At 66.0% G+C, this 24,042-nt stretch carries 22 protein-coding genes; 8 read left to right on the top strand and 14 right to left on the bottom strand.

Translation table 11 applies throughout. The features are described from left to right. Positions 1–3: 3 nt before the first annotated feature. The 6 genes from DNK34_RS18910 to DNK34_RS18885 all read right to left on the bottom strand — a co-directional run bounded on the left by DNK34_RS18910 (position 4) and on the right by DNK34_RS18885 (position 5,054). Positions 4–366 (bottom strand): RidA family protein, encoded by a 363-nt coding sequence (locus DNK34_RS18910; RefSeq protein ID WP_131177402.1) that lies wholly within the window; start codon positions 364–366, stop codon positions 4–6. Next, the gene (locus DNK34_RS18905; RefSeq protein ID WP_131177401.1) at positions 363–1,130 is read right to left on the bottom strand and encodes an amino acid ABC transporter ATP-binding protein; all 768 of its coding nucleotides are present in this window, start codon (positions 1,128–1,130) and stop codon (positions 363–365) included. Before DNK34_RS18905 ends, DNK34_RS18910 begins: the two co-directional genes overlap by 4 nt. Before the next feature lie 14 nt (positions 1,131–1,144). Beyond that, positions 1,145–1,783 (bottom strand): amino acid ABC transporter permease, encoded by a 639-nt coding sequence (locus DNK34_RS18900; protein WP_131177400.1) that lies wholly within the window; start codon positions 1,781–1,783, stop codon positions 1,145–1,147. A 57-nt stretch (positions 1,784–1,840) separates the two neighbouring features. Beyond that, on the bottom strand, positions 1,841–2,650 hold the full coding sequence (locus DNK34_RS18895) for a substrate-binding periplasmic protein (RefSeq protein WP_131177399.1): 810 nt from the start codon (positions 2,648–2,650) through the stop codon (positions 1,841–1,843). Between the two features lie 154 nt (positions 2,651–2,804). Beyond that, complete coding sequence (locus DNK34_RS18890; RefSeq protein ID WP_131177398.1) at positions 2,805–4,211, bottom strand: NAD(P)/FAD-dependent oxidoreductase; 1,407 nt, start codon at positions 4,209–4,211, stop codon at positions 2,805–2,807. A 72-nt stretch (positions 4,212–4,283) separates the two neighbouring features. Next, positions 4,284–5,054 (bottom strand): AraC family transcriptional regulator, encoded by a 771-nt coding sequence (locus DNK34_RS18885; RefSeq protein ID WP_317621891.1) that lies wholly within the window; start codon positions 5,052–5,054, stop codon positions 4,284–4,286. A gap of 467 nt (positions 5,055–5,521) precedes the next feature. Between DNK34_RS18885 and DNK34_RS18880 the strand changes: the two genes are divergently transcribed. Genes DNK34_RS18880 through DNK34_RS18865 form a run of 4 tightly spaced genes read left to right on the top strand, consistent with a single transcriptional unit; the run spans position 5,522 to position 12,100 of the window. Then, positions 5,522–6,187: a TetR/AcrR family transcriptional regulator gene (locus tag DNK34_RS18880; RefSeq protein WP_131177396.1), complete on the top strand. Its 666-nt coding sequence runs from the start codon at positions 5,522–5,524 to the stop codon at positions 6,185–6,187. Next, positions 6,187–7,647 carry an efflux transporter outer membrane subunit gene (locus DNK34_RS18875; RefSeq protein ID WP_131177395.1) on the top strand — a complete coding sequence of 487 codons (1,461 nt, stop codon included), beginning with the start codon at positions 6,187–6,189 and terminating at the stop codon, positions 7,645–7,647. The genes DNK34_RS18880 and DNK34_RS18875 overlap by 1 nt, the downstream gene beginning before the upstream one ends. Positions 7,648–7,661: 14 nt before the next feature. Then, entirely contained in the window at positions 7,662–8,855 is a 1,194-nt protein-coding gene (locus tag DNK34_RS18870; protein ID WP_165497343.1) for an efflux RND transporter periplasmic adaptor subunit, read from the top strand. Beyond that, entirely contained in the window at positions 8,852–12,100 is a 3,249-nt protein-coding gene (locus DNK34_RS18865) for an efflux RND transporter permease subunit (RefSeq protein ID WP_131177393.1), read from the top strand. Before DNK34_RS18870 ends, DNK34_RS18865 begins: the two co-directional genes overlap by 4 nt. 67 nt (positions 12,101–12,167) lie before the next feature. On the opposite strand, the gene DNK34_RS18860 is transcribed toward DNK34_RS18865, so the two are convergent. Next, positions 12,168–13,070, bottom strand: a complete 903-nt coding sequence (locus tag DNK34_RS18860) for a LysR family transcriptional regulator (RefSeq protein WP_131177392.1) — start codon at positions 13,068–13,070, stop codon at positions 12,168–12,170. Positions 13,071–13,183: 113 nt separating this feature from the next. Here DNK34_RS18860 and DNK34_RS18855 point away from each other — a divergent pair, with 113 nt between their 5' ends. Then, a complete protein-coding gene (locus tag DNK34_RS18855) occupies positions 13,184–13,612 on the top strand; it encodes a VOC family protein (protein WP_131177391.1) in 429 nt (142 codons plus the stop codon). Beyond that, on the top strand, positions 13,609–14,196 hold the full coding sequence (locus tag DNK34_RS18850) for a glutathione S-transferase family protein (protein ID WP_131177390.1): 588 nt from the start codon (positions 13,609–13,611) through the stop codon (positions 14,194–14,196). The genes DNK34_RS18855 and DNK34_RS18850 overlap by 4 nt, the downstream gene beginning before the upstream one ends. Before the next feature lie 407 nt (positions 14,197–14,603). Here DNK34_RS18850 and DNK34_RS18845 read toward each other — a convergent pair whose 3' ends face one another. From DNK34_RS18845 to DNK34_RS18825, 5 genes are all read right to left on the bottom strand, one after another. Then, a complete protein-coding gene (locus DNK34_RS18845; RefSeq protein ID WP_131177389.1) occupies positions 14,604–15,674 on the bottom strand; it encodes a serine hydrolase domain-containing protein in 1,071 nt (356 codons plus the stop codon). Between the two features lie 252 nt (positions 15,675–15,926). Next, the gene (mntP, locus tag DNK34_RS18840) at positions 15,927–16,496 is read right to left on the bottom strand and encodes a manganese efflux pump MntP (protein WP_131177388.1); all 570 of its coding nucleotides are present in this window, start codon (positions 16,494–16,496) and stop codon (positions 15,927–15,929) included. A gap of 328 nt (positions 16,497–16,824) precedes the next feature. Further along, entirely contained in the window at positions 16,825–18,501 is a 1,677-nt protein-coding gene (locus DNK34_RS18835; protein WP_131177387.1) for a phosphoethanolamine transferase, read from the bottom strand. A 22-nt stretch (positions 18,502–18,523) separates the two neighbouring features. Further along, complete coding sequence (locus DNK34_RS18830; protein WP_131177386.1) at positions 18,524–19,063, bottom strand: cytochrome b/b6 domain-containing protein; 540 nt, start codon at positions 19,061–19,063, stop codon at positions 18,524–18,526. Beyond that, on the bottom strand, positions 19,063–19,329 hold the full coding sequence (locus DNK34_RS18825) for a PepSY domain-containing protein (RefSeq protein ID WP_131177385.1): 267 nt from the start codon (positions 19,327–19,329) through the stop codon (positions 19,063–19,065). The genes DNK34_RS18830 and DNK34_RS18825 overlap by 1 nt, the downstream gene beginning before the upstream one ends. 135 nt (positions 19,330–19,464) lie before the next feature. On the opposite strand from DNK34_RS18825, the gene DNK34_RS18820 reads away from it, so the two are divergent. Then, positions 19,465–20,130 (top strand): response regulator, encoded by a 666-nt coding sequence (locus DNK34_RS18820; protein ID WP_131177384.1) that lies wholly within the window; start codon positions 19,465–19,467, stop codon positions 20,128–20,130. Continuing rightward, positions 20,127–21,488 (top strand): ATP-binding protein, encoded by a 1,362-nt coding sequence (locus DNK34_RS18815; protein ID WP_131177383.1) that lies wholly within the window; start codon positions 20,127–20,129, stop codon positions 21,486–21,488. Before DNK34_RS18820 ends, DNK34_RS18815 begins: the two co-directional genes overlap by 4 nt. Before the next feature lie 220 nt (positions 21,489–21,708). On the opposite strand, the gene DNK34_RS18810 is transcribed toward DNK34_RS18815, so the two are convergent. Together DNK34_RS18810 and DNK34_RS18805 are read right to left on the bottom strand one after the other, a co-directional pair. Further along, positions 21,709–23,661 (bottom strand): DUF7844 domain-containing protein, encoded by a 1,953-nt coding sequence (locus DNK34_RS18810; RefSeq protein ID WP_131177382.1) that lies wholly within the window; start codon positions 23,659–23,661, stop codon positions 21,709–21,711. Next, positions 23,658–23,978 (bottom strand): DUF2388 domain-containing protein, encoded by a 321-nt coding sequence (locus DNK34_RS18805; protein WP_131177381.1) that lies wholly within the window; start codon positions 23,976–23,978, stop codon positions 23,658–23,660. Before DNK34_RS18805 ends, DNK34_RS18810 begins: the two co-directional genes overlap by 4 nt. Positions 23,979–24,042: the final 64 nt, after the last annotated feature.

Raw genomic sequence — 24,042 nt, 5'->3', positions numbered from 1 at the left:
GCCTCAGGCCTTGACGGCCGCCTGAACCGCGATCTCGACGAGGATGTCCTCGCCGGCCATGTTGGCTTCGACGGTGGCGCGGCTGGGCAGCGACTGCTGCGGCGCCCAGCTGCGCCAGGCCCTGTTCATCTCCTCGAAGTCCTGCACGGCGTGCTTGAGCCACACCTGGGCGAAGAGCACATGGCTCTTGTCGGAGCCGGCCTCGGCCAGCAAGGCGTCGATGCGCGCCAGGATCTGCTCGGTCTGGCCGTGGACATCCTGGCCGCAGTCATCGGCGACCTGGCCGGTCACGTAGACCACGCCGTTGTAGACGGAGGCATGGCTGAGTAGCCCGGAATAGGGCTGGATGCGTTTGATAGAGGTCATGCGGAAGTCTCTGCTGGAGTGAGGGGGATGGGCGGCGTGTGCCGGTGAACGCGACGCAGGAAGTCCTGGGTGCGTGGATGCTGTGGCGCCTCGAGTACCTGGGCCGCGGGCCCGCTCTCGGCGATGACCCCGTCGTAGAGGAAGCAGACCTTGTCCGCGACCTCGCGGGCGAAGCCCATTTCATGGGTGACCACGACCATGGTCATGCCCTCGTCGGCCAGCTCGCGCATGACGCCCAGCACGTCGCCGACCAGTTCCGGATCGAGCGCGGAGGTGGGTTCGTCGAACAGCAACGCCGCCGGCCGCATGGCCAGGGCGCGGGCGATGGCCACCCGTTGCTGCTGCCCGCCGGAAAGCTGCTGGGGCTTGCAGTCCCGCTTGCTGTGCAGGCCGACTTTGTCCAGCAGCGCCATGGCGTAGTCGATGGCGTGCTGCTTGCGTTCACGGCGAACGTGCACGGCGCCTTCGATGACGTTCTCCAGCACCGTGCGGTGGGGGAACAGGTTGAAGCGCTGGAACACCATGCCCACCTGGGTGCGCAACTCGTGGATGTCCTTGCTCCGCGCATCGACGCGCTTGTCGCCGATGAGGATGTCGCCGCCGTCGTAGGTTTCCAGGGCATTGATGCAACGCAGCAGGGTCGACTTGCCGGAGCCCGAGGGGCCGATGAGGCAGACCACTTCGCCGCTGGCCACTTCCAGGCTGATGCCCTTGAGCACCTCGAGGTTGCCGTAGTGCTTGCGCACGTTGGATAGCTTGATCATGGAAACTCCCTCCCTTATCGACGCAGGTGCCGTTCGAGCCAGCCGACCAGGAACAGCAGCGGCAGGCTCATGGCGAGGTAGAGCAGGGCGGTCAGGGTGTAAACCGTCAGATTCTGGAAGGTGGCGGAGGCGATCAGCTGTCCGGCATGGGTCATCTCCGCCACCGTGATGGTCGAGACCAGCGACGAATCCTTGAGGATCATCGTGAAGGTGTTGGCGTAGGGCGGCAGGCTGATGCGCAGGGCCTGCGGCAGCACGACCCGGCGCATGGTCATGCTGGACTTCATGCCGATGGCCTTGGCCGCCTCGACCTGGCCCTGGTCGACGGCCTGGATGCCGGCACGGAAGATTTCCGCCTGGTAGCCCGCATAGCCGATCCCGAGGCCGAGTACGCCAGCCTCGAAAGCCGTCAGGTCGATACCCAGCTCCGGCAGGACGAAGTACATGTAGAACAGCACGATCAGGATCGGCAGACCCCGGATGATGTTGATCATGGCGCCTGCCGGATAAGCAAGCGCCCGCTTGGGCGAGAGTTTCAGCAACGCCAGAACGAGGCCCAACCCGCTGCTCACGAGCAGGGCCAGCAGCGAAACCTTCACCGTCACCACCGAGGCCGCCAGCAGCAGCGGCAGGAACTGAAGAACGTTATCCATCATGACTAGGCGATCTCGTCACAGCTTGAAAGGAACCAGCGGTTCGAGAACCCGATGTCACTCGAGCGTCCACTTCTTCAACAGGGCGTCGAGGCGGCCATCCTGCTTCAGCGCGTCGAGGCCGTCATTGAGCTTCTTCAACAGCTCGCTATCGCCATCCTTGACGGAGAAGCCGATGCTGCCGGCCATCTGGGCGCGGTAGTCGGGTGCCATCTTCAGCTTGGCGTTGGGGTTTTTCTGCAACTGGAAGGCGAGGATCGGCGCATCCCACAGGCCGACATCGGCGCGGCCGAGGGCCACGTCGCGCATCAGGTCCACCGACGAGCCGTACGTCTTGATGTCCTTGATGTCGCCACGTTTGCGCAGGATTTCGATGAAGGTCGTGCCGGTTTCGAGGCCGACGACCTTGCCCTTCAGATCGTCGAGGCTGCGGTAGTCGGTGGTATCGTCGGCCTGCTGCAGCAAGCCTTCGCCATAGGTGTAGATGGGCTGGGTGAAGTCGACGACCTTCTCCCTTTCCTCGGTGATGTACATGGGCGCGGCGATGATCTGGACCTTGCCGGTGCCGATGGCCGGGATCAGCGAGTCGAAGCGGCTGGGCACCAGCTCGTAGGTGAAACCCTGCTCGTCGGCCAGGGCCTGCATGAGATCCGGAACGAAGCCCTGGATTTCTTCCGAGCCCAGGTCGAGGAAGGTGAAGGGCATGCCGGAGGTGGTCGTGCCGACCTTGTAGGTCTGGGCCTGGACGGTGCCGGCGAAGGCCAGCGAGCCGGCCAGCAACAGCGAGGTGAACGGGCGCAGGATGCGGCCGAGGCCCGCTGCGGTCTTGTTGAACCGGGACTTGCTGAGTGTGCACTGCGTGGACATGGTCAACTCCTTTCATTATTGATATTGGAACTGAACACCCCGCGGCCGGCGGCGGGTGCGTACCGGCATCACGAGGCGTTCTAGGCAGTTGGCAAGTGTTGCGGGCCGGCTCTGCGCCGGCAGTCGTGTGGCTCTTTCTTATGGGTGATTCGGTTCAGCGCATCAGCCGTTCCAGGCTCGCGGCAATGCTGCTCGCCAGCGTCCTGCGCCAGGGCGCGGTGTTCGGGTCCGCCAGCAGGCGATCCTCATTGGCGAATGCCGACATGATTCCCTTGTAGGCAAGCCAGCGGCAGGGTTCGGGTTCCCAGGTCGACAGTGTCGACAGGGGCTTCTCCCGGATCACCCAGGGCTGTTCGACGCGGCTGGTCGCGCGCTCGAGGATCAGGTCGGCGAGGGTCTGGCCCGCCAGGTGCGTGGCGCCCACGCCCTCGCCACCGAAACCGCCGGCCAGGGCCAGGCCCTGTTGCCTGTCGCACAGCATGTGCGGGCGAAAGCGGCGGGCCATGCCCAGGTTGCCGCCCCAGGCGTGGGTCAGGTGAACACCGCGTAGCGAGGGGAAGAGCGATTCCATGAGCATGCGGCGCAGGCCTATTTCATCCTCGCTGAGCTGGAAGTCCGCGCGCAGGCGACCGCCAAAGCGATACCCGCCCCGGGCGCCGAACACCAGGCGGTCGTCCAGGGTTCGCTGGGCGTAGGTGACCTGGCGGCTGTGCTCGCACAAGGCCTGGCCCCGGTCGAGGCCGATCTGCTCCCAGCGCTCCGCCGACAGCGGCTCGGTGGCCACCAGCATGCTCTGAACGGGGATCTGGATTCTTTTCAGGGCGGCGAAATCCGCGGCGTAGCCTTCCACGGCGGGCACCACCCATTGCGCGCGGATGCGCGCCTTGTCGGTACGGATTTCACGGCCGCGCCAGTCGCTGACCGGGCTCTGGTCATGGATGCTCACGCCGAGGCGTTCGACGGCATCGGCCAGGCCGCGCACCAGGCGGGCGGGGCTGATGGTCGCGCAATGCGGCGAGTAGATCGCGCCATAGGCGCCGGGGATGCGCACCTGGGCCGCCAGCTCCTGCTGATCCAGCCAGCGGTAATCGTTTTCGTCGTGGCCCTCTTCGTACAGGGCCTGCAACTCCTGGCGCAGGCGGGTCGCCTGTTCCGGGTAGCGCGCCGCGCAGTTGAGCATGCCCGCCTTGCGGTAGTGGCAATCGATCCCCTCACGCTGGAGGACGCCCTGAACCTCGTCGGGGATGGCCTGCAACAGCCGGTACGCCTGCCTGCGTCGTTCGGCGCTCAGGTGGCCGAGAAGGCGTGCCTCGCCGAGCATCCCGCCGATCAGCCAGCCGCCGTTGCGGCCGGAGGCGCCGAAACCGCTGGTCTGGGCTTCGAGGACGACGATGTTGAGCTGCTGCGCCTGGCGCTTGAGGTAGTACGCCGTCCACAGGCCGGTGAAGCCGGCGCCGATGATGGCGACGTCCACATCGCGATCCTGATCCAGGCAGGGACGAGCGGCGACCGTCTCGCCAAGCTGATCCATCCACAGACTGACATGTTTCCAGGCCGGCATTTGCGACTCCCAATCAACGTGCATGACGGAGGTTAGGAGTGCGGGCGGCCCGGCGTCTTTCTTCCGTGCCCGTCAGGAATTTTTGCTGGCCAGCTGCTTCATGTAGGCCTTGGGCGACATGCCCGTGCGTTCGCGGAAACAGCGGTAGAACACCGACAGCGAATTGAAACCCGCCATGAAGGCGAGGTCGTCCGGACGCAGTCGCGGATTTTCCCGCAAGCGCTCGAGCAGCCAGTCGATCCGCGCCTGGCTGAGGTACTGGTAGAAGCTCTGGCCCAGCACCTGATTGAGCAGGTAGGACATCTGGTTGCGCGTGTAGCCGATGGTCGTGGCCAGCCGGGTCAGATCGAAGTCCGCTTCCAGGAAGGTCTTGCGCGTGGCGAAGAACTGCTCCAGATCCAGCAGCATGACACTCAGCTGCTGCCTCGACAGTCCCAGGCGTTGCACCTTGCTCTGGCTTTCCAGCGGCTCGTCGCGGACCATGGTGGCGTATTCGTGGACACGCCAGATCAGGTCATCCTTGACGGTGATGGCCTCGCTGGCGCGGAAGGAGGCCAGGCGGCTGCTGCGCCTGAGCGAAAGGCGCGAGCAGTACTGGATGAAGGCCGTGTCGCCGTCCACCCGGATGCGGTCGATATGCTCGATGTGCTGCTCGGCATTCCTGGGCATGCCGGTGCGGACGTAATCCTGCATGTCGGCATAGGAGAGCCGCAGGTTGTTGAAGAAGTCGTAGTATTCGAGCTCGGGGTGATAGAGCTGCAGGATGCTTTCGACGTCTCGTTCGATCCAGGCCTTGTGGTAACGGGTCATGACCTCCCGGGTGCGGCGGGTAACGGGATCCAACGGATACCTCCAATAAGCCGAAAGCCGTGCAGGGCGTCGAAACACGAGGGAACTGCCCGTGGCCTGCCATCGATCCTTGTGTGAGTGGTAAGGCTGGGAGCGCATGCCGGCCGGCGGCGCGCCACAACACCGGGGGGCCTTCTCCGGTAAGCAGGGTAGGCGTTTCAGGCTACCGTTCCCTCGGGCCTTCTGCAAATAGGGCGACGACGCTTCCCCCATGATCGCCCGGGTGGGGCCGGCTATCGGGCGCCCCCTCCTTTTGGATGCACCCCTGGACCGCTCGGGAGTGGAGGGAGCGCCGTCCCCTGTCCCTGCCTGCATGCCACTCCCCGCTCAGCGAGCGCTTCCATACGCATATGGGCGCGAAAAACCTCGTAACAGAGGCTTCGTTGCTAACTACCGCTTGTATGTTAGCGTTGTTTCCGCCCGCATTTTTCGAAACCAGTCAACGGTAGTCCGCGCCCCACATGACCCAGGATTCAGCGCCAGAGGGAACAGCAAGCAAGCCTGTGGCGAGGGGCAAACGCGTGCGTCTGTCCGCTGAGCAAAGGCGCCAGCAAATACTCGATGCCGCGCTGCTGGAGTTCAGCACCGTGGGCTTCGAGGGCGCCACGGTCGAGCGCATCGCGCAACGTGTAGGCCTGACCAAGGCGGGGCTCTACGCCCACTTCTCCAGCAAGGATGCGATTCTGGAAGCACTGTTCGTCAATACGATTTTTTCTCCCTCGAACCAGAGCCATTGGCAGTGGGGCGAGGGCGCATCGCTGGAAGAGACCGTCGACCGCTTTCTGCACATGGCCTACGCGGCCATAGGCGACCCGCGGGCTCGCGCGATCTTTCGACTGCTCATCACCGAGAGCGCCAGGTCGCCGGAGCGGCTTCGCGACTGGCACGAGCACATCCTGTTGCCCCATGCCACGCGCCGGCAGGCCGAGCTCGATGAGTGCGTCGCCAAGGGCGTGATACCGGATAACGCGGTATCGAGGAAATTCTCCCTGGCCACCGCGCCTGTGCTGATCGCCCTGCTCACCCAACTGCTGTTTGGCGAAGAACTGGCCGAGCGGGAAGTTGCCGAGATTCGAAGCGCGCACAGGGAAATGCTGCTGATCCTGTTCGCCCGGCGAGGTAACTGATGGGACCCGTTCGCCCTTTGCCGATCGCATCCCGCCCCCTGTTGCTGGCTTCGATCGTCCTGCTCGGCGCCTGTGCCAGCGTGCAGCCCGAGCCAGCGCAAGTCCCTTTCGACCTGCCTGCGGGCTTCGCCGCCGCCGATCGAGCGGATTATTCGCCAGTGGATTTCTGGTGGCGCGACTTCGGCGATGCGCGGCTCGATGCCTTCGTGAACACGGCATTGCAGAGGAACCCAGGACTGGCCCAGGCACTGGCCCGTTCGCGCATGGCCGAAGCCCAGGCGCGCATGAACCGGGCCGACCAGTTGCCGCAAGTCGGCCTCGGCGCGGGAGCCACGCGGCAGCGCCAGAACCTGCCGGATTCGACGGGGGAGAACGCGGCGGTCATCGGCAACAACTACGACCTGGCCCTGGACGTGAGCTGGGAGCTGGATCTGTGGGGCCGTCTGTCGGCGCTCACCGCCTCGGCCCGCGCGGACTACCTGGCCAGCGCCGAGCAGTTGCGGGGCGTGCGCCAGTCCGTGGCGGCCCAGGCGGTGCAGCTGTATTTCGAGATCGTGCATGCCCATGCGCAAGTCGACCTTTCCGAGCGCACCGTCGATGCGCTGGGCGAAATGGCCCGGCAGATCGATAACCGCGTCACCATCGGCATCACCTCGCCGGCCGACGGCATGCTGGCGGACGCCAACCTGGAGTCGGCGCGTGCCGGGCTGGAACAGCGCCGAGAGTCGCTGCAACGCAGCCTGCGGCAGCTACAGATCCTCATGGGGGAATATCCCTCGGGAGATGTCGAGACCGCGCTGGCGCTGCCGCCGGTTCCCGCCGCGCCGGCGAGTGGCGTCCCGACCGAGCTGCTGGCTCGCCGCCCCGATGTTCGCGCCGCCGAATTGAATCTGTTGAGCGCGGGCTATCGACTGGGGGCGGCAGAGCGTTCCTTCCTGCCGTCCCTGTCGCTGACCGGAACCGCCGGTTACAGCGGCAGCGAGTTCGCCGAACTGTTCAATGGCGGCAACCTGATCTGGTCGATTGCCGGTCGGGCCCTGCAGCCGGTGTTCCAGGGCGGGCGCCTGGTCGCCCAGGTGGACATCGCCGAAGGGCAGCGCGATGAGGTGTTGAGCGCCTACGCCGAAACGGCCCTCGTCGCGCTCTCCGAAGTCGAGAGCGCGTTGGCCGTCGATTCCCTGCTGACGCAGCGGGAGCGCGCACTGGATTCCGCGGCGAGCTCTGCTGAAGAGGCGGTGACGGTCTCGCTCAACCGCTATCTGCAAGGCATCGATCCGTTCCTGAACGTACTGGAAAGCCAGCAGCGTGCCCTCGACGGACGCAGTGCGCAGATCAGCGCGCGGCATGCCCGCCTGGAAAATCGCATTGCCCTTCACCTCGCCCTGGGCGGTGGCTTCGAGGACGCATCGCCAGTTGCCGAGCCCGCCACCCCGTCGCCCATTTCGCCGACCGCACCATGACGATAAGCCCAGCCATGACCCGATACTGTCGTAGCACCCTCGGTGCCCTTGCCCTGATCAGCCTTGCGGCCTGTGGCGACAAATCCGAACCCAGCGAGCCGCAAGCCGACCGGCAGCAGGCAAGCGGCAAAGGCGCCGTCAGCGTCAATGTCGTGGCCGTGGAGCGGCGCCAGTTGCAGGCCTGGGTATACAGCCAGGGCACTGCCCGTTCGCGGCAGCGGGAATTCCTGACATTCACCCAGCAGGGGGTGGTCTCCCACGTCGACGCACGACTGCGCGTGGGGATGCCGGTCAAGGCCGGCCAGTTGATCGCTCATCAGGCGCCCGAGCGGGTGGAGGCCGATCTGCAGGCAGCCAAGGCTTCCCTTGCCGAGGCCCAGGCGAGCCTGAGGCTCGCCGAGGTCACCCAGAAGCGCTATGAAACCCTGATCGAGCAGCGTTCGGCCTCCCGGCAGGAGCTCGATGAGGCCAGGGTGCAAGTGCAGCAGGCCAGGGCGGTACGCGACAACGCTCGCGCCGAACTCGCCCAGGCGCAGCTCAGCGTCGATGAATCGCGCCTGGTGTCGCCCATCGATGGCGTGCTGGCGCGGCTCAACATAGAGAAGGGCCGGTACTTCATGCCCAATACCTTGCAGGCCGACACCGAGCAGAATGCCTTGCGCACGGTACCGGCCATGGTCATCGACCCGGACCGTTTCGAAGTACGGGTCGATCTGCCTTCGTACAACTTCCGGCAGATCACCACCGGTGCCCGGGCGGTGATCGGCGAGAACGCATCGGTTGACGGACAGGACGTCGACCCCGCCAGGGCCAAGGCACGGATCGACGGCCAGGTCTATGCCATCAGTCCCTCGCTCGACCCGGAGACGCGCACCTTCGAAGTCATCGTGCATACCCGGGGCAATGAAACCGGGTTGCAGGATGGCGAGTTCGTCGCCGTGTGGATCGCCGAGCCGAGCGTCGACGATGCACTGGTCGTTCCCCTCGAAGCCTTGCGTTTCCGCAATGACCAGGCGTTCGTGTTCGTGGCGGACGAGGAGAGGGGGACGGTCAGCGAGCGGCGCGTCGAACTGGCTCAGCAGTCTGGCGATTACCGGGCCGTGACGGCTGGGCTGGAAGTGGGCGAACTGGTCGTGACTGATGGCCGTGCGGCGCTGAATGACGGGCAGCAGGTCCGCGTCATCGGCGCGGACGAGCGTGCGCCATGAGTGCCGGGAATACCGGCGACGGGCAGCGATTGCCCACTGGCAGCGCGCCGCTCGAGAGCGAGGAAGTGCGCAACGCGCACCCGCTGGCGCGGTTCTTCTTCCTGCAGCCGATCTTCGGGATTCTGCTCGTCGCGACCCTGCTGCTGGGTGGCGTGATGGCCTACACGCAACTGGTCAAGGAATCCCTGCCGGACCTGAACATTCCCCAGGCGACCATCACCACCACCTGGCCGGGGGCCGACCCGCTGACCATGGAAGAGCAGGTCACCGACATCATCGAGGATGAAGTGACGACGCTGCAGGGCGTGCGCCGCGTCGACAGTGCCTCGTTCGATTCCTTCTCGATCATTTCCGTGGAGTTCGAGGCATCCGCCGAGCCGCTCGATGCGATGACGCGCCTGCGCGCGGCGGTCGCCGACGCCGAGGCCGAACTGCCCGCTGACGTCGAGCGCCCGACGATCAGCCAGGCCTCGGTGGACGACCGGCCCATCTTCACCTTCACCCTGCACGGGGCTGCCGGCTCGGCCACGATGAATGAGCAGGCGCGGCGCATCCGGGACACGCTCGAGCGGGTACCCGGCGTCAACGAGGTGGACATCGGCGGTGAGCGCGAGGAGATCGTGCAGATACTGCTGCGCCCCGAGCGACTGCTCGCCCTCGGCCTGTCGCCAGCCACGGTGCGCAACGCGGTGCAACAGGCCAACATCGAACAGCCCTTCGGCGAAATCCGCAGCGACAGCATCGGTGCGGTGGTGCGCCTGGAGGGGCGCTTCCGCGATGTGGCCGACCTGCGCGCGCTACCCGTCGCCCGCCTGGGCGGTGCCGGCGCCGGGCGCGCGGTGCGGCTGGATGAGATCGCCTCGGTCAGCCGCATGCAGGAAACCGAGACCAGCCGCGCCTTCTTCGTCGAGCAAGGGGGCGACTTCGAGCCGTCGCTGGAAATCTCGGTGCGCAAGTCGCCGGGTGCCGATACCGTCAATCTGGTCGAGACGCTGCGCAGTACCCTGGCGCGGATGGAGCAGGAAGGCGCCTGGCCGGTCGGCCTGGAATACACCGTCACCCAGGACGAAGCCAGGCAGATCTGGGAAGCCCTCTCCGAGGTGTTCGTCAGCGCCCTGCAGACCATGGCCATCGTGTTCGTCATCCTGCTGCTGACCATCGCCTGGCGTGAGGCGGTGGTGGCCGGGCTGTCGGTGCCGATCACCTTTGCCGGCGTGCTGCTGGCCATTCTGGTCATGGGCTACTCGCTCAACGAGCTGGTGGTCATCGGCATGGTCATCGCGCTGGTGATGATCATCGACGTGTTCATCATCCTCATGGAAGGCCTGCACGACGAAATCTACGTTCAGGGCAAGACCTTCGGCCAGGGCGTGCTGGCTACCGTGAAGCGCTATGCGATGCCGGCATTCGCCGCGCAACTGACGACCATTCTGGCCCTGGCGCCACTGATGTCGATCGGCGGCACGGTGGGCGAATTCATCCGCGTGCTGCCCGCCACGGCGGTGGTCTGCCTGGTCATTTCATTCATCGTCGCCATGCTCTGCTCGCTGCCGCTGTCACGGGCCTTGCTGGGCAAGCAGCGCAAGCCCGACAGCGCCCAGCAGCAGGGCCTGTCGGACAGGGTGACGAGCAGGGCCGTGAATGGCCTGGAGAGCTGGAATGCCCGCTGGGTGGTGCGCACGCGCAAGCAGTCATGGCTGTGGGTGCTGGCCGCCATCGCGCTGTTCATGGTGTCGATGGTGGCGTTCACGCAGGCGCGCATCGAACTGTTCCCGCCGTCCGATGGCGAGCGCCTGGGGATCAACATCGAGCTGCCGCCAACCGCTCAGTTGGCCACCTCCCAGCAGGTCGCGGACGAGGTGGGCGAGATTCTCAGGAGCAAACCCTATTTCCAGAGCGTGGTGAAACTGGTCGGCCTGAAGAGCCCCTTCGCGGGCGGCTCCATGGCCTCCAACCTGCAGCCGAGCGAGGCGGAGAATTTCATCGGCTTCTCGGCGATCTTTCTGCCGCGTGGCGAGCGTGAGGCCGATTCCTACGTACTGGCCGAGGAGCTGCGCCGCGAGCTGACGGTCTACCTGCAGGACAACGTGGCCGCCGCGCAACTGCTGGTGGTGCCCGAGGCCAGCGGCCCGGGCGCCGGAGACCCGATCGAGATCCAGTTGCTCGGTGCCGACATGGACGAACTGCTCGTGCGTTCCCGTGAGGTTCAGGCCTTGCTCGCCGATATCGGCGGCGTCGTCGACGTGCGGGACAACATCGGCATGCTCAAGCCTCAACTGGCACTGCGGCCCGATCGTGAAGCGGCCAACTTCTTCGGCATCGGCCATGATGACCTGGCATCGCAGGTCCGCATCGCCTTCAGCTCCGATATCGTCGGCACCTTCGTCACGGCCAGTGACACCGACAACATCGACATCCGCCTCGGAACCGAATGGCCCAGCCGCCCTGGCGAGGCCGGAGGGCCGCGTAACACGGAAGAGCTGTCGCGGGTTCGCGCCTTCACCGAGGACGGGGCTTCCATCGCACTGAACCAGTTGCTCACGCCGGCGCAGTCGGAGGCGGCAATCGCGATCTCCCACAGCAATGGCGAGCGCGCGCTCACCGTCATGGCCAAGAACGAGGGGCGCACGGTCGGCGAGATCATGGCCGAGGCCGGGCCTCGCCTGGCCGACCTGCAGGCGACCTGGCCCGACGGCTACCGCGCCGTGGTGGGGGGCGAATCCGCCGATACCGCCGAGACCTTCACCTCGGCGCTGATCGCCCTGCTCATCGCCGTGGTGCTGATCGTCGGCGTGCTGGTCATCGTGTTCAGCAGCTTCCGCCAGGCCTTCATCATTTTCGCCACCATGCCGCTTGCGATCATCGGCTCGGCGCTGGGCTTCTGGGCGTTCGACATCACCTTCTCGTTCTTCGCGATGATCGGCCTGGTGTCGTTGATCGGTATCGCCATCAACAACGGCATCATCATGGTCGACACCATGAACGGTTACCTCAAGGAGGGCATGTCCATCACCGAGGCCGCCGCAGCCGGCTCCGCCCGACGCCTGCGCCCCTTGCTGACGACTGCCGTGACCACCATCGTGGGCCTCGTGCCGCTGGCCATCAGCAGTGCGTTCTACCGTCCACTGACACTGGTGATCATCTTCGGCCTGGTTTCCGTCTCGATACTCGCGCTGATCGTCGTGCCGGCCTTGTATCTGCTGCTCACTCCCAGGACCGCGGGGCAGCAGGTGTCGCTGGATTGACGGAGCAACGCCACGTGAGTCGAAGGCGGCCCGGCCTTGCTCGGGGCAAGGCGGGAGAACGCCGGCGCTAGTCGCCATCGGGATCAGGTGTGAGCTTTTCCAGCCGGGGACAGGCCCATTCGACGAACGCTCTCACGCGCGGCGAGAGCTGCAAGGCGTGCGGATAGACCAGTTGAATCGGCAGATCCAGGGGTTCGAAATCCCTGAGAATCCTGACCAGGCGACCATCGGCAAGCTCGTCCGCGACCTGGTAATGCATCAGCCTGGTGATGCCGACGCCCTGCACGCAGGCCAGGCTGGCGGCTCGAATCTGGTCGCAAACCAGCCGCGCAACGATCGCTTCGACCCGTTCCTTGCCGTTGTCCCGGTAGTACCAGTGCCGGCCGTGCGAGGCCAGGGCGATGCAGGCATGCTCGCGCAGCGATTCCGGCGTGTCGATGGCCGGGGCGCTGCGCAGGTAATCCGGGCTGGCGCAGGTCACCAGCCGAGTGGCGCCGACGTGGCGCGCGACCATGGCCGAGTCGGGGAGATGGCCGATGCGCAAGGCCAGATCCAGGCGCTCATCGAGCAGGGGGACTATCCGGTCGTTCAGGCCCAGCTCGATCCGCATTTCGCCATGTTCCTTGAGGAACGCGTTGACGAGCGGCGCCAGGTAGCGTTGGCCGAACTCGACGGGCGCGGTCAGCCGCAGCAGCCCGCGAACGATGCCGTCGCGCGCCTCCAGCCGTTGCTCCATGTCATCGAAGTCGGCGAGCACGCGGCGGCTCCAGGCCAGATACGCTTCGCCCTCGTCGGTGAGGGCCATGCGCCGGGTGCTGCGGTTCAACAAGCGAACCCCCAGGTAGCGTTCCAGGGCCGCCAGCGAGCGCACCAGCGAGGCCACGGACTGCCCCGTCGCATCTGCCGCCGAACTCAGGCTGCCGCTATCGACGATCCGGACGAAATTGGCCATTGCCTTGAGCCTGTCCATTGCCACCCTTCGATTTGTGCGTTTACTGCATAGCTATTGTCAGGTTCGCGGCATAGGTGAAACGCGGGCTTCGGTGGACACTCCAGCCACCGATGTCACCCGGAGTTTCCCCCATGAGCCAACGACCCAGCCCCGCGCGAATCATGGCATACGACCATATCGGAATTCGTGTCAGCGACAAGAACCGCGCCATGTCTTTCTACCAGGCCCTCGGCTTCGTGGAGAGTGCCAGCTTTCCGCTGTTCGAGGCCAACGAGATGCTCAGCGCGGACGGCGTTCGCATCAACCTGATCTTCAACGGCGCGCGCCTGCCCGCTGCGCACAACGTCCTGCTGGACGCTCCGGTGAAGCTGCCGGGGGTGACGCACCCGGCCTTCATCGTCGATGACCTGCAGGCGCTTCAGGCCTGGCTGGGCGAACGGGGCATCGCGATCACCGAGGGGCCGCATCACATCGGCCCCAGGAGAGTCGCGCTGTTCATCCGCGACCCCGATGGCAATGTCCTTGAATTCAATCAACTCGTCGATGGAGAAGCACCATGAAACTGTACGATGCGGACGCGTCCGGAAACTGCTACAAGGTGAGGCTTTTCGCGGCTCTGGCCAATATCGAGCTGGAAACGGTCGCGGTGGATATTCCGGGCGGAGCGCACAAACGGCCACCGCTTTCCGAGCTGAACCCCCTGGGCCAGTTGCCTGTCCTGGAAGACGGCGCGCAGGTCGTCCGGGATTCGCAGGCCATCCTGGTCTACCTGGCCGGCGCCTATGGGGGCCTGGCCTGGTGGCCGGCCCATCCCCAGGGCCAGGCCGACATCGTCCAGTGGCTGTCTTTCGCCGCCAATGAAATCCAGCACAGCCTGTGTGCCGCGCGCCTGGTCCGGAAATTCGGCTACGCATTGGACCAAGCGGCGGCGCTGGCGAAGTCGCCAGGGGTTCTCGCGCTGCTCGACAAGCACCTGGAGCGCCATGACTGGCTTGCGCTGGGGCGGCCCACGATCGCGGATTGCGCGGTCTACCCCTACGTCGTGCTGGCCCCGGAAGGCGATGTGGAGCTCAAGCCATACAACCACGTGGCACGTTGGATCGAGCGCCTGGAGGGGCTGCCCGGTTATCTGCCCAAGCCCTGATGCGGGCCGGCTGGCAACGTCGTTCGGCACTGCTCAGGATCGGGCGTCCAGCCTGGCGCAGGTTCGAACCTGGGCGCCAGGCTCATTGCCAGTCAGTCAAGCATTTGGCCCGCAAAAACGGCGGTTTTCCCGGGCCCTGTACAAGCCGCGACCCCGCGGCGAATGGTGGTCGCGCCGCGAATCCTGCGGGATGGCCGCTATCGTTTCGCGCCGAGGTCGACGCTCCTACAAGGGTGGTGACAGCCCTGCCCGTGTGGGAGCCGCGCCCCCGCGGCGAATGGTGGCCGCACCGCGAATCCTGCTGGATGGCCGCTACCGCTTCGCGCCGAGGGCGACTGCATGAGTGGAGGTTTGCCACTCTTCCGTAGGCGCCCCCAGTTCCTACGAACCCCCTTATCTGATCAGCATCAGGCACCAGGCTCGGTTTGCGCCGCCAGTGCCTGGATGATCCGGCCCAGGAGGCCGTGCAGATCGTTGCGATGCCCCGTGCGCGCAGCGGAGATCCGCTCGTCCGAGGTCATGACCACCGTCAGCCCCAGCCTGGGCACCACGTAGAGCATCTGGCCGCCATAGCCCCAGCCGTAGCGGACATCCTCGCCGGCGATTCGGCCCAGGAACCAGGCATAGCCATGCCCGTCTCCCGTCCAGGGAGAGCGCGTATACCGCTGCCATGAGCGGTCGATCCAGGCGCTGGAGATCAGGCGTTCCCCGTTCGGGCTCAGCCCGCCATTGCGGTACAACTCACCGAAGGCCAGGAGCGAACGCGGGCTCATGGCCATCTCGTTCCCGCCCATGTAGATGCCCTGCGGATCGCGGGTCCAGGCGCTGATCGCGAATGCGTCGAGCGGGCCCAGCCAGTCGCGTGCCAGTTGCAGCGTGGAACGCTCCGTCTGGCGGGACAGGATCGCGGAGAGCAGGTGCGTGGAGCCGGTGGAGTAGATCATCCGCCCGCCTGGCTCATCTTCGAAAGGGCGCGCCAGAGCGGCCCGCACCCAGTTGCGGCTTGCCACCCAGGCGCCGTAGTTGGCCCCGGAGGTCGACCCCAGGCCCGCTCTCATCGACAACAGGTCGCCGATCGTCAGGCGTTGCAGCCGCGGGTCGGGGTTGGCCGGAAGATCCCGCGAGAGCAATGGCGCAACGGCTTGCTCGGTCCCCTGGAGCACGCCCTTGTCGATGGCGATGCCGACCAGCGCCGAGATCACCAGCTTCGACGCCGACTTGATATTGCTCGGCGTGGTGGGCGCATGCCCCCGGTAGCCGCGCTCGGACAGGATCCTGCCGTGCTGCGACACGATCACCGTCTTCAGCGGGGTCAATGACTCGGCCTGGTCGAGGAGGTCGCGGATCGCCGCGGCCTTCGCGACCTGCGACTCGAGCGCCGAGGCATGGCCCGCCACGAGCAGGGCGCCGAACAGCAGGCCGCGAAACAGACGTACCGGGAGGCGTGCCGATAGAGGGCGGCTTGCGGGGTTGCGCATGGTCGCGATCCATCCATAAGCTCTGCAACGTGCATTTCATTCCGCGAGGCGTTGCCGGGTTTCCCGGTTCGCGGAATCTTCTGGTGCGTTCTTGCCGCCGGCAAGCGTGGAAAAGCCATCGCGGCATTCTCCGTTCACCTGAATTGACCGCGAGCGGCAGGGAGAGTGCAGTCGATCCACGCGGGCCGGTCGCCGCCTGTGAGCAAGGACAACTGCGGCCGAAAGCAGCATGCGGGGCGGACCAGCGGCTGCTCACATCATCGTGTGTTCATAGAGGATGCTGGCGCCCACGAGGATCAGCACCACGCCGCCAATGATCTCCGCGCGTTGACCCACCACCGTGCCCAGGGCCCGGCCGAGCATCACGCCAATGGTGACCATGGTCATGGTGGCCAGGCCGATGGCTGCCGCCGCGATCAGTATGTTCACCTCGACGAAGGCGAGCCCGATGCCTACGGCCAGCGCATCGATACTGGTTGCGAATGCGGTGACGGCAAGAATGAAGAATGAGTGTTTGCTCTGTTTCTCGTTCGTTTCGTGCTGCGCTTCGGTCTTGCAGCCGTTGTAGATCATATGCAGCCCCAGCGCCAACAACAGCGTGAAGGCGATCCAGTGATCCCATTGCTCGACATACCGGGCTGCCGTGAAACCGATCAGCCAGCCAATCACGGGCGTGACGGTTTCAATGGCGCCGAAGATCAGGCCGGTGCGGAGCGCTTCGGAGAATTTGGGCTTGTGCAGGCTCGAGCCCTTGCCGATGGCCGCAGCGAAAGCGTCCGTAGACATGGCGAGGGCGAGGAGGATCAGGGAAATGGGATTCACGGTTTACATCTCAGCCGGGCTATTGGAGTCAATGACAGCCCCATGCGCCCGGCTTTAGGCATGGTTCTGTCATTGGTCTCACCAACCGAGAGGCATCCGTACCACGGCATGGGGCCGAGGGTGTTGATACGGACTCTTCCGAGCAGGGTCTCGGAAGCAGGCTACTCCCCAACGAGGGCGCCGATCATAGCATTGCCGTGACCTGGAAAATCCAACCTCATGATTTATCGAGGTAATTTTTCTTGCATCATGTGACCTCCGCTATTTCTCCTGGATATCCGCACGCACCTTGTGGTTCGGCGCGGGGCGCTGGCCGTCCCGGCGCCGGTCAGCCATCGCAAGGCATCGCTTCAGGTTGTTCGAGCAACAGGCTGAGCTGCTGTGGCGCATGATGAACCAGGCCACCCGGCGTTTCGCACACGCGCTGGATGAAATTGTCGGTGAACAGCAGCTTGCCGTGCACGAAATGTTCGTTCGGCCGCAGGTTGGGATTTTCGATACGGGTACCGAGGCGTGCGGCCAGCCATTTGCCCGCTTCGTAGTGGCTGATCCAGCGTTCGTCGGAAAACTGCTCGAGGACGTCGGCGGGCGCGTCGCGGCTGATGACGATGACGGGAACGTCACTGACTTCCGGCACCAGGTCGTTGTGTCCCCAGTGGCCGTCTTCGCCGAGGCGCTGGCCATGATCGCCGGTGATGATCAGGTAGCGCTCGCCCTCCAGGCGGTCGAAGTCGGCGACCACCTCGGCCAGCAGGCTATCGAGGTAGTGCACCGAGTTGTCGTAGGCATTGCCCTGGCCGTTCGGGCCCCGGTCCGTCCAGGGCGCCGGGCTGGCTTCATGCCGGTAGTTCTGGGCGTAGGGCAGGTGCGCGGTGCGCAGGTTGAGCACGACGAAATTGCGCTCGGCCCACTGCTGCCGAGCGAGCACATCCAGCAGGGCGCGATCCTGCTGTTGCAGGAAACGCACCGGGTGGTCCTCGCGGGTGATCGAAACGTCCAGATAACGGCTGCCCAGGTTGGCCAGCAGCTTGGACTCCTGGGACGAGATCCAGTGGGTGCGGAAGCCCGCCTGTCTGGCGAAACGGAACAGGTTGATGTCGCCGGTTCGCAACAGCCGATCCTGGCCGGGTTCGCGGATGGGGTTGAGCAGGTAGGGCAGGCTCACGTCGGTGGCCACGCCTGCGGCGATGCCCGGGCGCACGAAGGCGCTGGGGTGATCGCGCAGGTACTCGGCGAGCCGTGGCGTGGTGTCGCGTTCATAACCCAGCAGGCCCAGGCGATCGCTGCGCAGGGAGTCGGCCACCACCAGCCACACGTGTCGCGCCTGACTGAGGCTGGGGCTGAGCTGGTAGGGCGCGAACGGCACACTCGGTAGCTCGACTTCGGGGCGCAGCGCCAGGCGCACCGACCAGGCCGAGAAGGCGTTGAGGCTGTTGTGCAGGGCGCTGCGGCTGGGGCTGGCCGCGAACGAATCGAAGTTGCGATAGGTGGCCCGGTACGGTTTGGACAGCAGCACCACGGCGATCAACAGCAGTGCCCAGCGGCTTTGCGGCAGGCTCACCCGGCCGGGCAGGCGCAGGTGAAGGGCCAGCAGCAGGCCATAGGGCAGGGCCACGCAGAGGAGAACCGGCCAGTGTTCGGCGAAGCTGTGCAGCGCGGTCTGGCGGACTTCGCCGGGGTCGTTGAGCGACGCCTGGATATCGATGGCGGTCAGGGGTTCGCCGAAGAAGCTGATATTGGCCAGTTGCATGGTCTGCATCGCCGCGAACAGCAGCAGGACGCCAGCGCTCAACCAGCGCAGGTTGCACAGCCAGAGCGCGGCGCTGAACAGCCAGAGCACCAGGACATAGCCGACTTCGAGCTCGGCCCGGTTGTTGGGCGTGAACAACTGTTGCAGGAAGTCGTCGGCCAGCAACAGCAGGCCGCTGAGTGTGGCCAGAGCCAGCAGGTTGAGCCAGGAGCGCGGCGCTCCGTTGGCACGGGGGCAGGTCAGATCGGGCAGCATGATTCATTCCCGGAGCAGGGCATCAATGATCGTCAGGGCGTATCCGGCGTTTGCCGGTGAGCATCGACAGGGGCAGGTTTTCGCGCGCGCGAACGCTTTCGATAACGGCCGCGGCGAGGTGAGTCGCCACCAGCAGCGCCAGGCCGTCGGCGATCCAGCCGTGCAACTGCTGGGGCCAATCGGCGCCCCAGAGGGCGTCGACCTCCTGCATCAGGAAGCCGCTGACGCCAAGCGCGGCGATGGCGCCCATCATCAGCAGCATCACCAGGGCGCCGAGCGGCGAATGGCCGAGACGGTGGCAGGCACGGCCTTGCCGCAGGGCGGCGAGGTGTTCGCCCAGGCGTGCGCGGGTCGGCCAGAAGTCCTGCCAGCGGGCGCTGCGCGGGCCGACGAAGCCCCACACCGAGCGCACCAGCAGCCAGCCACAGGCGTAGTAACCGAGCCAGGTGTGCCAGTCATCACCGGCCTCGGTGAAGAAATAGTTGGCGACGAACACTCCGGCGACCGAGACGTGGAACAGACGGATCAGCGGATCCCAGAGCTGGATCGTCGCCGGGCGCATCAGTCTGCGATCTCGGTCTTGACCGCCTTGCCGGTTACCGGGTCGTGGTAGATCTCGACCTTGCGCTTGTCCTTGTCGAAGCCGTAGATCTCGTAGCAGTTACCTTCGGTGATCTTGAACTTGCTGATCTGGTAGCCCTGTTCTTTCAACTGTGCCTGAAAGCGCTCGGGATCCTGCCAGGTCGATTGGTCGGCGTTCGTGCATTCGGTGGCTGCCAGGGCGAACGGGCTGCACAGCAACAGGGCGGGAAGGGTGAGGTAGCGCATGCTGGTGACTCTCCAGTGAAGGGGAGTTCAAAGGTGAGCTGCGAAGCTTAAGAAAGCCTTAGCGAGTAAATCTGGGTAACATTTGCCCGCCAGGCGCATCATGGCGTCCGCAATTTTTCCGATGAGGTGAGTCCCTTGCGTGTCTTGCTGGTTGAGGACGACCGCGCCCTGGCGCGCGGTATCCGGGTTGCCCTGCGCGGCGAAGGCTATACGCTGGACTGGCTGGAGGATGGTGCCGAGGCCGCCCATGCGCTGCGCTGCGAGCAGTTCGATCTGGTGCTGCTGGACCTCGGGCTGCCGCGGCTGGATGGCATGACGCTGTTGCGCGAGCTGCGCGCCCGTTGCGCCAGTGCCGTGCCCGTGCTGGTGCTGACCGCCCGCGACGCCACCGATGATCGCATCCAGGGGCTGGACGCGGGCGCGGATGACTATCTGGTCAAGCCCTTCGACCTGGAAGAGCTCAAGGCCCGCATCCGCGCGCTGCTGCGGCGCAGCCAGGGGCGCGCGCAGCCGTTGCTGGAGTACGCCGGGGTGAGCCTGGACCCGGCCACCCAGGAGGTGCGTTACCAGGGCAATAGCGTGCCCATGACGCCCATGGAGTATCAGTTGCTGCATCAACTGCTGGTTCGGCCCGGCGTGGTGGTGACCCGTGAGCGCCTGAGCAATGCCCTCTATGGCTGGCAGGAGAGCGGGCCGGGCAACACCCTGGAAGTGCTGATCCACAATCTGCGCAAGAAACTGTGCAGCGAGTTGATCCGCACGGTGCGTGGTGTCGGCTACCTGGTGGAGCGAACGCCATGATCGCCATCCGGACCCGTATCCTCGCGCCCACCATCGCCCTGGTGCTCGCCGGTAGCCTGGCGCTGGTGCTGCTGGCCCTGCGCGACAGCCACCGCCAGACCGAGGCGGTGTACGACGCCCAATTGGTGCAGGCGGCCCGTCTGCTGCAGGGGATGCTGCAGCAGCAGGCGCCGGAGCGGATCGACTGGGCCTTCGTCGGACAGGCGCTGGACAACGCCATGGACCGTTCGGGCGAGGGCATCTTCTCGCACCCCTACGAGATCAACCTGGCCTTCCAGGTCTGGTCACAGGACGGCACCCTGCTGGTGCGTTCGCAGGAGGCGCCGCCGTTGCCGGCGCCTCCCGAGCCGGGCATTCATGAGTTCTTCTTCAACGACCAGGACTGGTGTGGTGTGTTGCTGGACGATGCCGGGCAGGGCCTGAAAATCTGGGTCGGCGAGCGCGACGACCTGCGCCAGGACCTGATCCAGCAGATCCTCCAGCACACCCTGCTGCCGACCCTGGTCTGCCTGCCGGTGCTGGCGGCGTTCATCTGGCTGCTGCTGGGCTGGGGCCTGAGCCCGCTGCAGCGCCTGGCGCGGCAGCTGCGCGAACGGCCCGAGCATAGCCTCGCGCCGTTGTCGCCGGGGCCATTGCCGCCCGAACTGGAACCGATGCGCATGGCCCTGGACGATGTCCTCAGCCAGTTGCGCGCGTTGCTCGAAAGGGAGCGGCGCTTCATCGCCGATGCCGCCCACGAACTGCGCACGCCCCTGGCGATTCTCGATATCCACGTGCGCAATGCGCTGCAGGCGGACAGCGCCCAGGACCGCGAAGAGGCGCTGTCGTTCCTGCAGCAGGGGGTTCGTCGCGCCACCCGCGTCGCCAGCCAGTTGCTGACCATGGCCAGGCTGGAGGCCCCGTCGCGGGAGCTGCAAGCCCTGGATCTCACCGCCCTGGTTCGCGAGGAACTGGCGGACCTGGCGCCGCTGGCCCTGGAACGTCGGATCGAGCTGGTGCTGGAGGCGGACGAGGGCGTGCTGGTGCAGGGCGATCGAGGCTCGATCGCCACCCTGCTGCAGAACCTGGTCGGCAATGCGCTGGCGTTCTCCCCGGCGGCGGCGGAGGTGAACGTGCGCATTGGTCATGATGGCCAGGGCGTTCACCTGCGGGTGCTGGATCAGGGACCGGGGGTCGAGGAAGCGCGTCTGAGCCGGCTGGGCGAGCGCTTTCACAGCGCCGGCAACCCCCAGGGCGCGGGATTGGGCTTGGCGATCGTGAACAGCATCGTCCGCCATCTGAACGGCACGACCAGCTTTCGCAACCGTGATCCGCGTGGCTTCTGCGCCGAGGTCAGGCTGCCTGAGCCGGCCGAATGAGGGATGGTAGCCATAAGGCGGAAGCGGACGGCCGATAAAAGCGCTAGAGGCTGGAGGCTGAACGACAAGCAAACCGCATAGGCTCTTTCGTCCAGCTTTCCAACCCGTAGGATGGGTGAAACCCATCAATTGCCGATGGGTTTCACCCATCCTACGATCGTTCGCTATCGCCTTCGAGCAACCCCCAGCCCGTTCGCTCGGGTTGATCTGTGATGTGGCACTAGGGCAACTGCAAGCCGCCGGCGGCCTTGTGCAGGGCGCGCAGGTGCTCGCCGAGCCGTTCCAGGTTGGCTTCGTTGGCTTCCAGTTCGGCCAGGCGTCGCGGTTCCAGCAGGCGGCGGACTTCCACGTCGAGGTCGGCGCTGAGCGTGCGTAATTGCTGTTGGCGGTTGCGGCTCTCGCTTTCCAGGCGCTGCCATTCGGCGTCCTGCGGCAGGCCGTAGCCGCCTTCGAGCAGTTCGGCCGGGCGGCTGAGGAAGCCACTGTTGGCGAGGATCTGCTCCAGTGCCACGCCGGCCTTGTCCAGGTCGGGGTCCTTGGCCGCGCGGCCGGTCAGGTAGCGCTGCTTGAGCTCTTCCTGGGACAGCAGCAACTGCCGGCGCATGGCCGCCTGTTCCAGCAGCAGCATGGCCGCGCTGGCGCGCAGATCGGCCTGTTCGAACCAGCGACGGCGTTCGCTGGCCGGCTGCTCCAGCCACTGCTCGACGTGCTGCTGCTCGATCGGCAGGCGTTGTTGCAACACGGCGAACATGGCCTGGTAGCGATCGCGGAAGGAGTCGAAGCGGTAACCCAGGCGCAGCGCCTCGCGCGGGTCGTCGAGCACGCTGCGGTCGGCCAGGCCGCGGGCTTCGAGCACCTCCAGCAGGCCGATGGGGGTGATGCTGTCGAGGTCCTGCAGGCGCGGGTGCTGGCTACCGCTGCGCAGCAGCTTGAGGGTTTCCACCGCGCAGTTGTTGGACACGAAGTAGTAATCGCCGTCGTAGCTCCAGTGCTGCTCCACGGCCCGGGCGACCAGGCGTTCCAGGCGTTCGCGCGGCAGCCGCAGCGGCACCGAGGCCAGGCTGCGCAGCTCGACCTTGGTGTACTCGTCGATGACCTGGGCCAGCGGCAGGACGAACAGGCGCGACGGGTAGACCCCGGTCAGGCCGTCCCAGTTGGACAACTGCACGTCGCCGACGAACGCCCGGTACGACAGCACCAGGTGCTGATCCAGGTCCAGCCGGCAATCCGGGCCACGGGGACGGCCCGGGGCGCAGATGACCAGGCGCAGCATGCTGTGGCCCCAGCGGCTGGCCAGGTTCTGGTTGGCCTCGGCGAGCAGGTAGTCGACCTCATAGACCCGCTCGGGGTCCAGGTTGGCCAGGGCCTGGCTGTCGAAATCGCGGCCGGCATTGAGGTAGGCATAGCTGCTGGCGCACGGCGTGGCATGGGCCGGCGACCAGGCGAAGTGCTCGCTGAAGAAGCGGGCCAGGGACGGCCGGCGACAGGCGTACTCGGGGTCGAGCAGGAAATACTCCATGTTCACCGCGACGAATTCACGCGGATTGCTCAGTTCGTAGAGGTCCGGACTGCGCGCGACCTGGCCGTTGTGCTGTTCGCGTGCGCCGCGGCTGCCGACCCGTTGTGGCCAGCCGGCCAGATCGAGCAGCCTGGGGTCGTCGCTGAGGGTGAAGCGTCGTTCGCTCTGGCCACGGCACTGCGGCGGCAGGCCGACCGGACCGAGGCTGTCGTGGTAGCGCTGGCACTGGCGCAACCGACGGCGTTCGGCGGCGCTCCAGTAGGCACCGCGGTCATACAGGTGGGTCAGTTCGTGGACCACGGTGGCCAGCAATTCGCGGCGGACGTTGCCGTGGGGGCGCTGGTTGGCGGTATGGGCGGCGCTACCGTCGCTCAGGGCGGGCAGCAGGCCGGCATTCAGCTCGATGCCGCTGAGGCGTCCGGCCCGGCCGTAGATCCGTTCGGGCAGGGGCATCCAGCGTACTGCCACCTGCCGATCCAGGTCGTTGCGCAGGCGCGGCGGCAGGGCCTCGAGCGCTTCATCGAGCAGCGCCTGGCTGGCCTGTCGCTGCTCGGCGCTGAGCGTTGCCGCGTCCAGCGCCAGGCGCAGCTGGGCATGGCTGCCGGCACTGAGCAGTAGGGTCAGTGCCAGGCACCAGGCGCGCGGGGGGATCACAATGCCAGGATGGCTTCGGCCAGTACCTGGTCGGAGGCATTGCGGGCTTCCGGTACCTGGTCGCGGATGGCGCCGAACGCGGCTTCCAGTTGCGCACCGCGGATATCGCCCTGGCTGGCGACGAAACTGGCGGCATCATCGCGGGCCTCGAGCACCACTTTCATGTCGCGAATCGAGGTCGTGGTATCCGAGGTGAAATTGATGGTGCGATCGAGAGCGCGCACGATGATATTGCTGGTGGCCACCAGGGTCTGGGCTTGAGCGCCGCCGACGAACAGGGCGAGCGATACGGCGGCGGCGAACAACGGACGGTGCATGAACGGTCTCCGATTGGGCGTGGGGATGGCAGGTTGGACGAGTTAACGCAGCGGCAGTTCCGAG

Origin of the sequence: Phytopseudomonas dryadis, assembly GCF_004327355.1 — a bacterium.
Classification (GTDB): domain Bacteria; phylum Pseudomonadota; class Gammaproteobacteria; order Pseudomonadales; family Pseudomonadaceae; genus Aquipseudomonas; species Aquipseudomonas dryadis.
Note: the sequence above shows the minus strand (reverse complement) of the source record. Positions and strands in the feature narration are given on the sequence as shown.

Bases quoted from the DNA above. Each gene is read 5' to 3' on its own strand.
- DNK34_RS18855 (WP_131177391.1), top strand. From the start codon at position 13,184: ATGAGCCAACGACCCAGCCCCGCGCGAATCATGGCATACGACCATATC.
- DNK34_RS18905 (WP_131177401.1), bottom strand. From the start codon at position 1,130: ATGATCAAGCTATCCAACGTGCGCAAGCACTACGGCAACCTCGAGGTG.
- DNK34_RS18865 (WP_131177393.1), top strand. From the start codon at position 8,852: ATGAGTGCCGGGAATACCGGCGACGGGCAGCGATTGCCCACTGGCAGC.
- DNK34_RS18825 (WP_131177385.1), bottom strand. From the start codon at position 19,329: ATGCGCTACCTCACCCTTCCCGCCCTGTTGCTGTGCAGCCCGTTCGCC.
- DNK34_RS18875 (WP_131177395.1), top strand. From the start codon at position 6,187: ATGGGACCCGTTCGCCCTTTGCCGATCGCATCCCGCCCCCTGTTGCTG.
- DNK34_RS18890 (WP_131177398.1), bottom strand. From the start codon at position 4,211: ATGCCGGCCTGGAAACATGTCAGTCTGTGGATGGATCAGCTTGGCGAG.
- DNK34_RS18845 (WP_131177389.1), bottom strand. From the start codon at position 15,674: ATGCGCAACCCCGCAAGCCGCCCTCTATCGGCACGCCTCCCGGTACGT.
- DNK34_RS18850 (WP_131177390.1), top strand. From the start codon at position 13,609: ATGAAACTGTACGATGCGGACGCGTCCGGAAACTGCTACAAGGTGAGG.
- DNK34_RS18815 (WP_131177383.1), top strand. From the start codon at position 20,127: ATGATCGCCATCCGGACCCGTATCCTCGCGCCCACCATCGCCCTGGTG.
- DNK34_RS18860 (WP_131177392.1), bottom strand. From the start codon at position 13,070: ATGGACAGGCTCAAGGCAATGGCCAATTTCGTCCGGATCGTCGATAGC.
- DNK34_RS18830 (WP_131177386.1), bottom strand. From the start codon at position 19,063: ATGCGCCCGGCGACGATCCAGCTCTGGGATCCGCTGATCCGTCTGTTC.
- DNK34_RS18870 (WP_165497343.1), top strand. From the start codon at position 7,662: ATGACCCGATACTGTCGTAGCACCCTCGGTGCCCTTGCCCTGATCAGC.
- DNK34_RS18900 (WP_131177400.1), bottom strand. From the start codon at position 1,783: ATGGATAACGTTCTTCAGTTCCTGCCGCTGCTGCTGGCGGCCTCGGTG.
- DNK34_RS18835 (WP_131177387.1), bottom strand. From the start codon at position 18,501: ATGCTGCCCGATCTGACCTGCCCCCGTGCCAACGGAGCGCCGCGCTCC.
- DNK34_RS18895 (WP_131177399.1), bottom strand. From the start codon at position 2,650: ATGTCCACGCAGTGCACACTCAGCAAGTCCCGGTTCAACAAGACCGCA.
- DNK34_RS18910 (WP_131177402.1), bottom strand. From the start codon at position 366: ATGACCTCTATCAAACGCATCCAGCCCTATTCCGGGCTACTCAGCCAT.
- DNK34_RS18805 (WP_131177381.1), bottom strand. From the start codon at position 23,978: ATGCACCGTCCGTTGTTCGCCGCCGCCGTATCGCTCGCCCTGTTCGTC.
- DNK34_RS18880 (WP_131177396.1), top strand. From the start codon at position 5,522: ATGACCCAGGATTCAGCGCCAGAGGGAACAGCAAGCAAGCCTGTGGCG.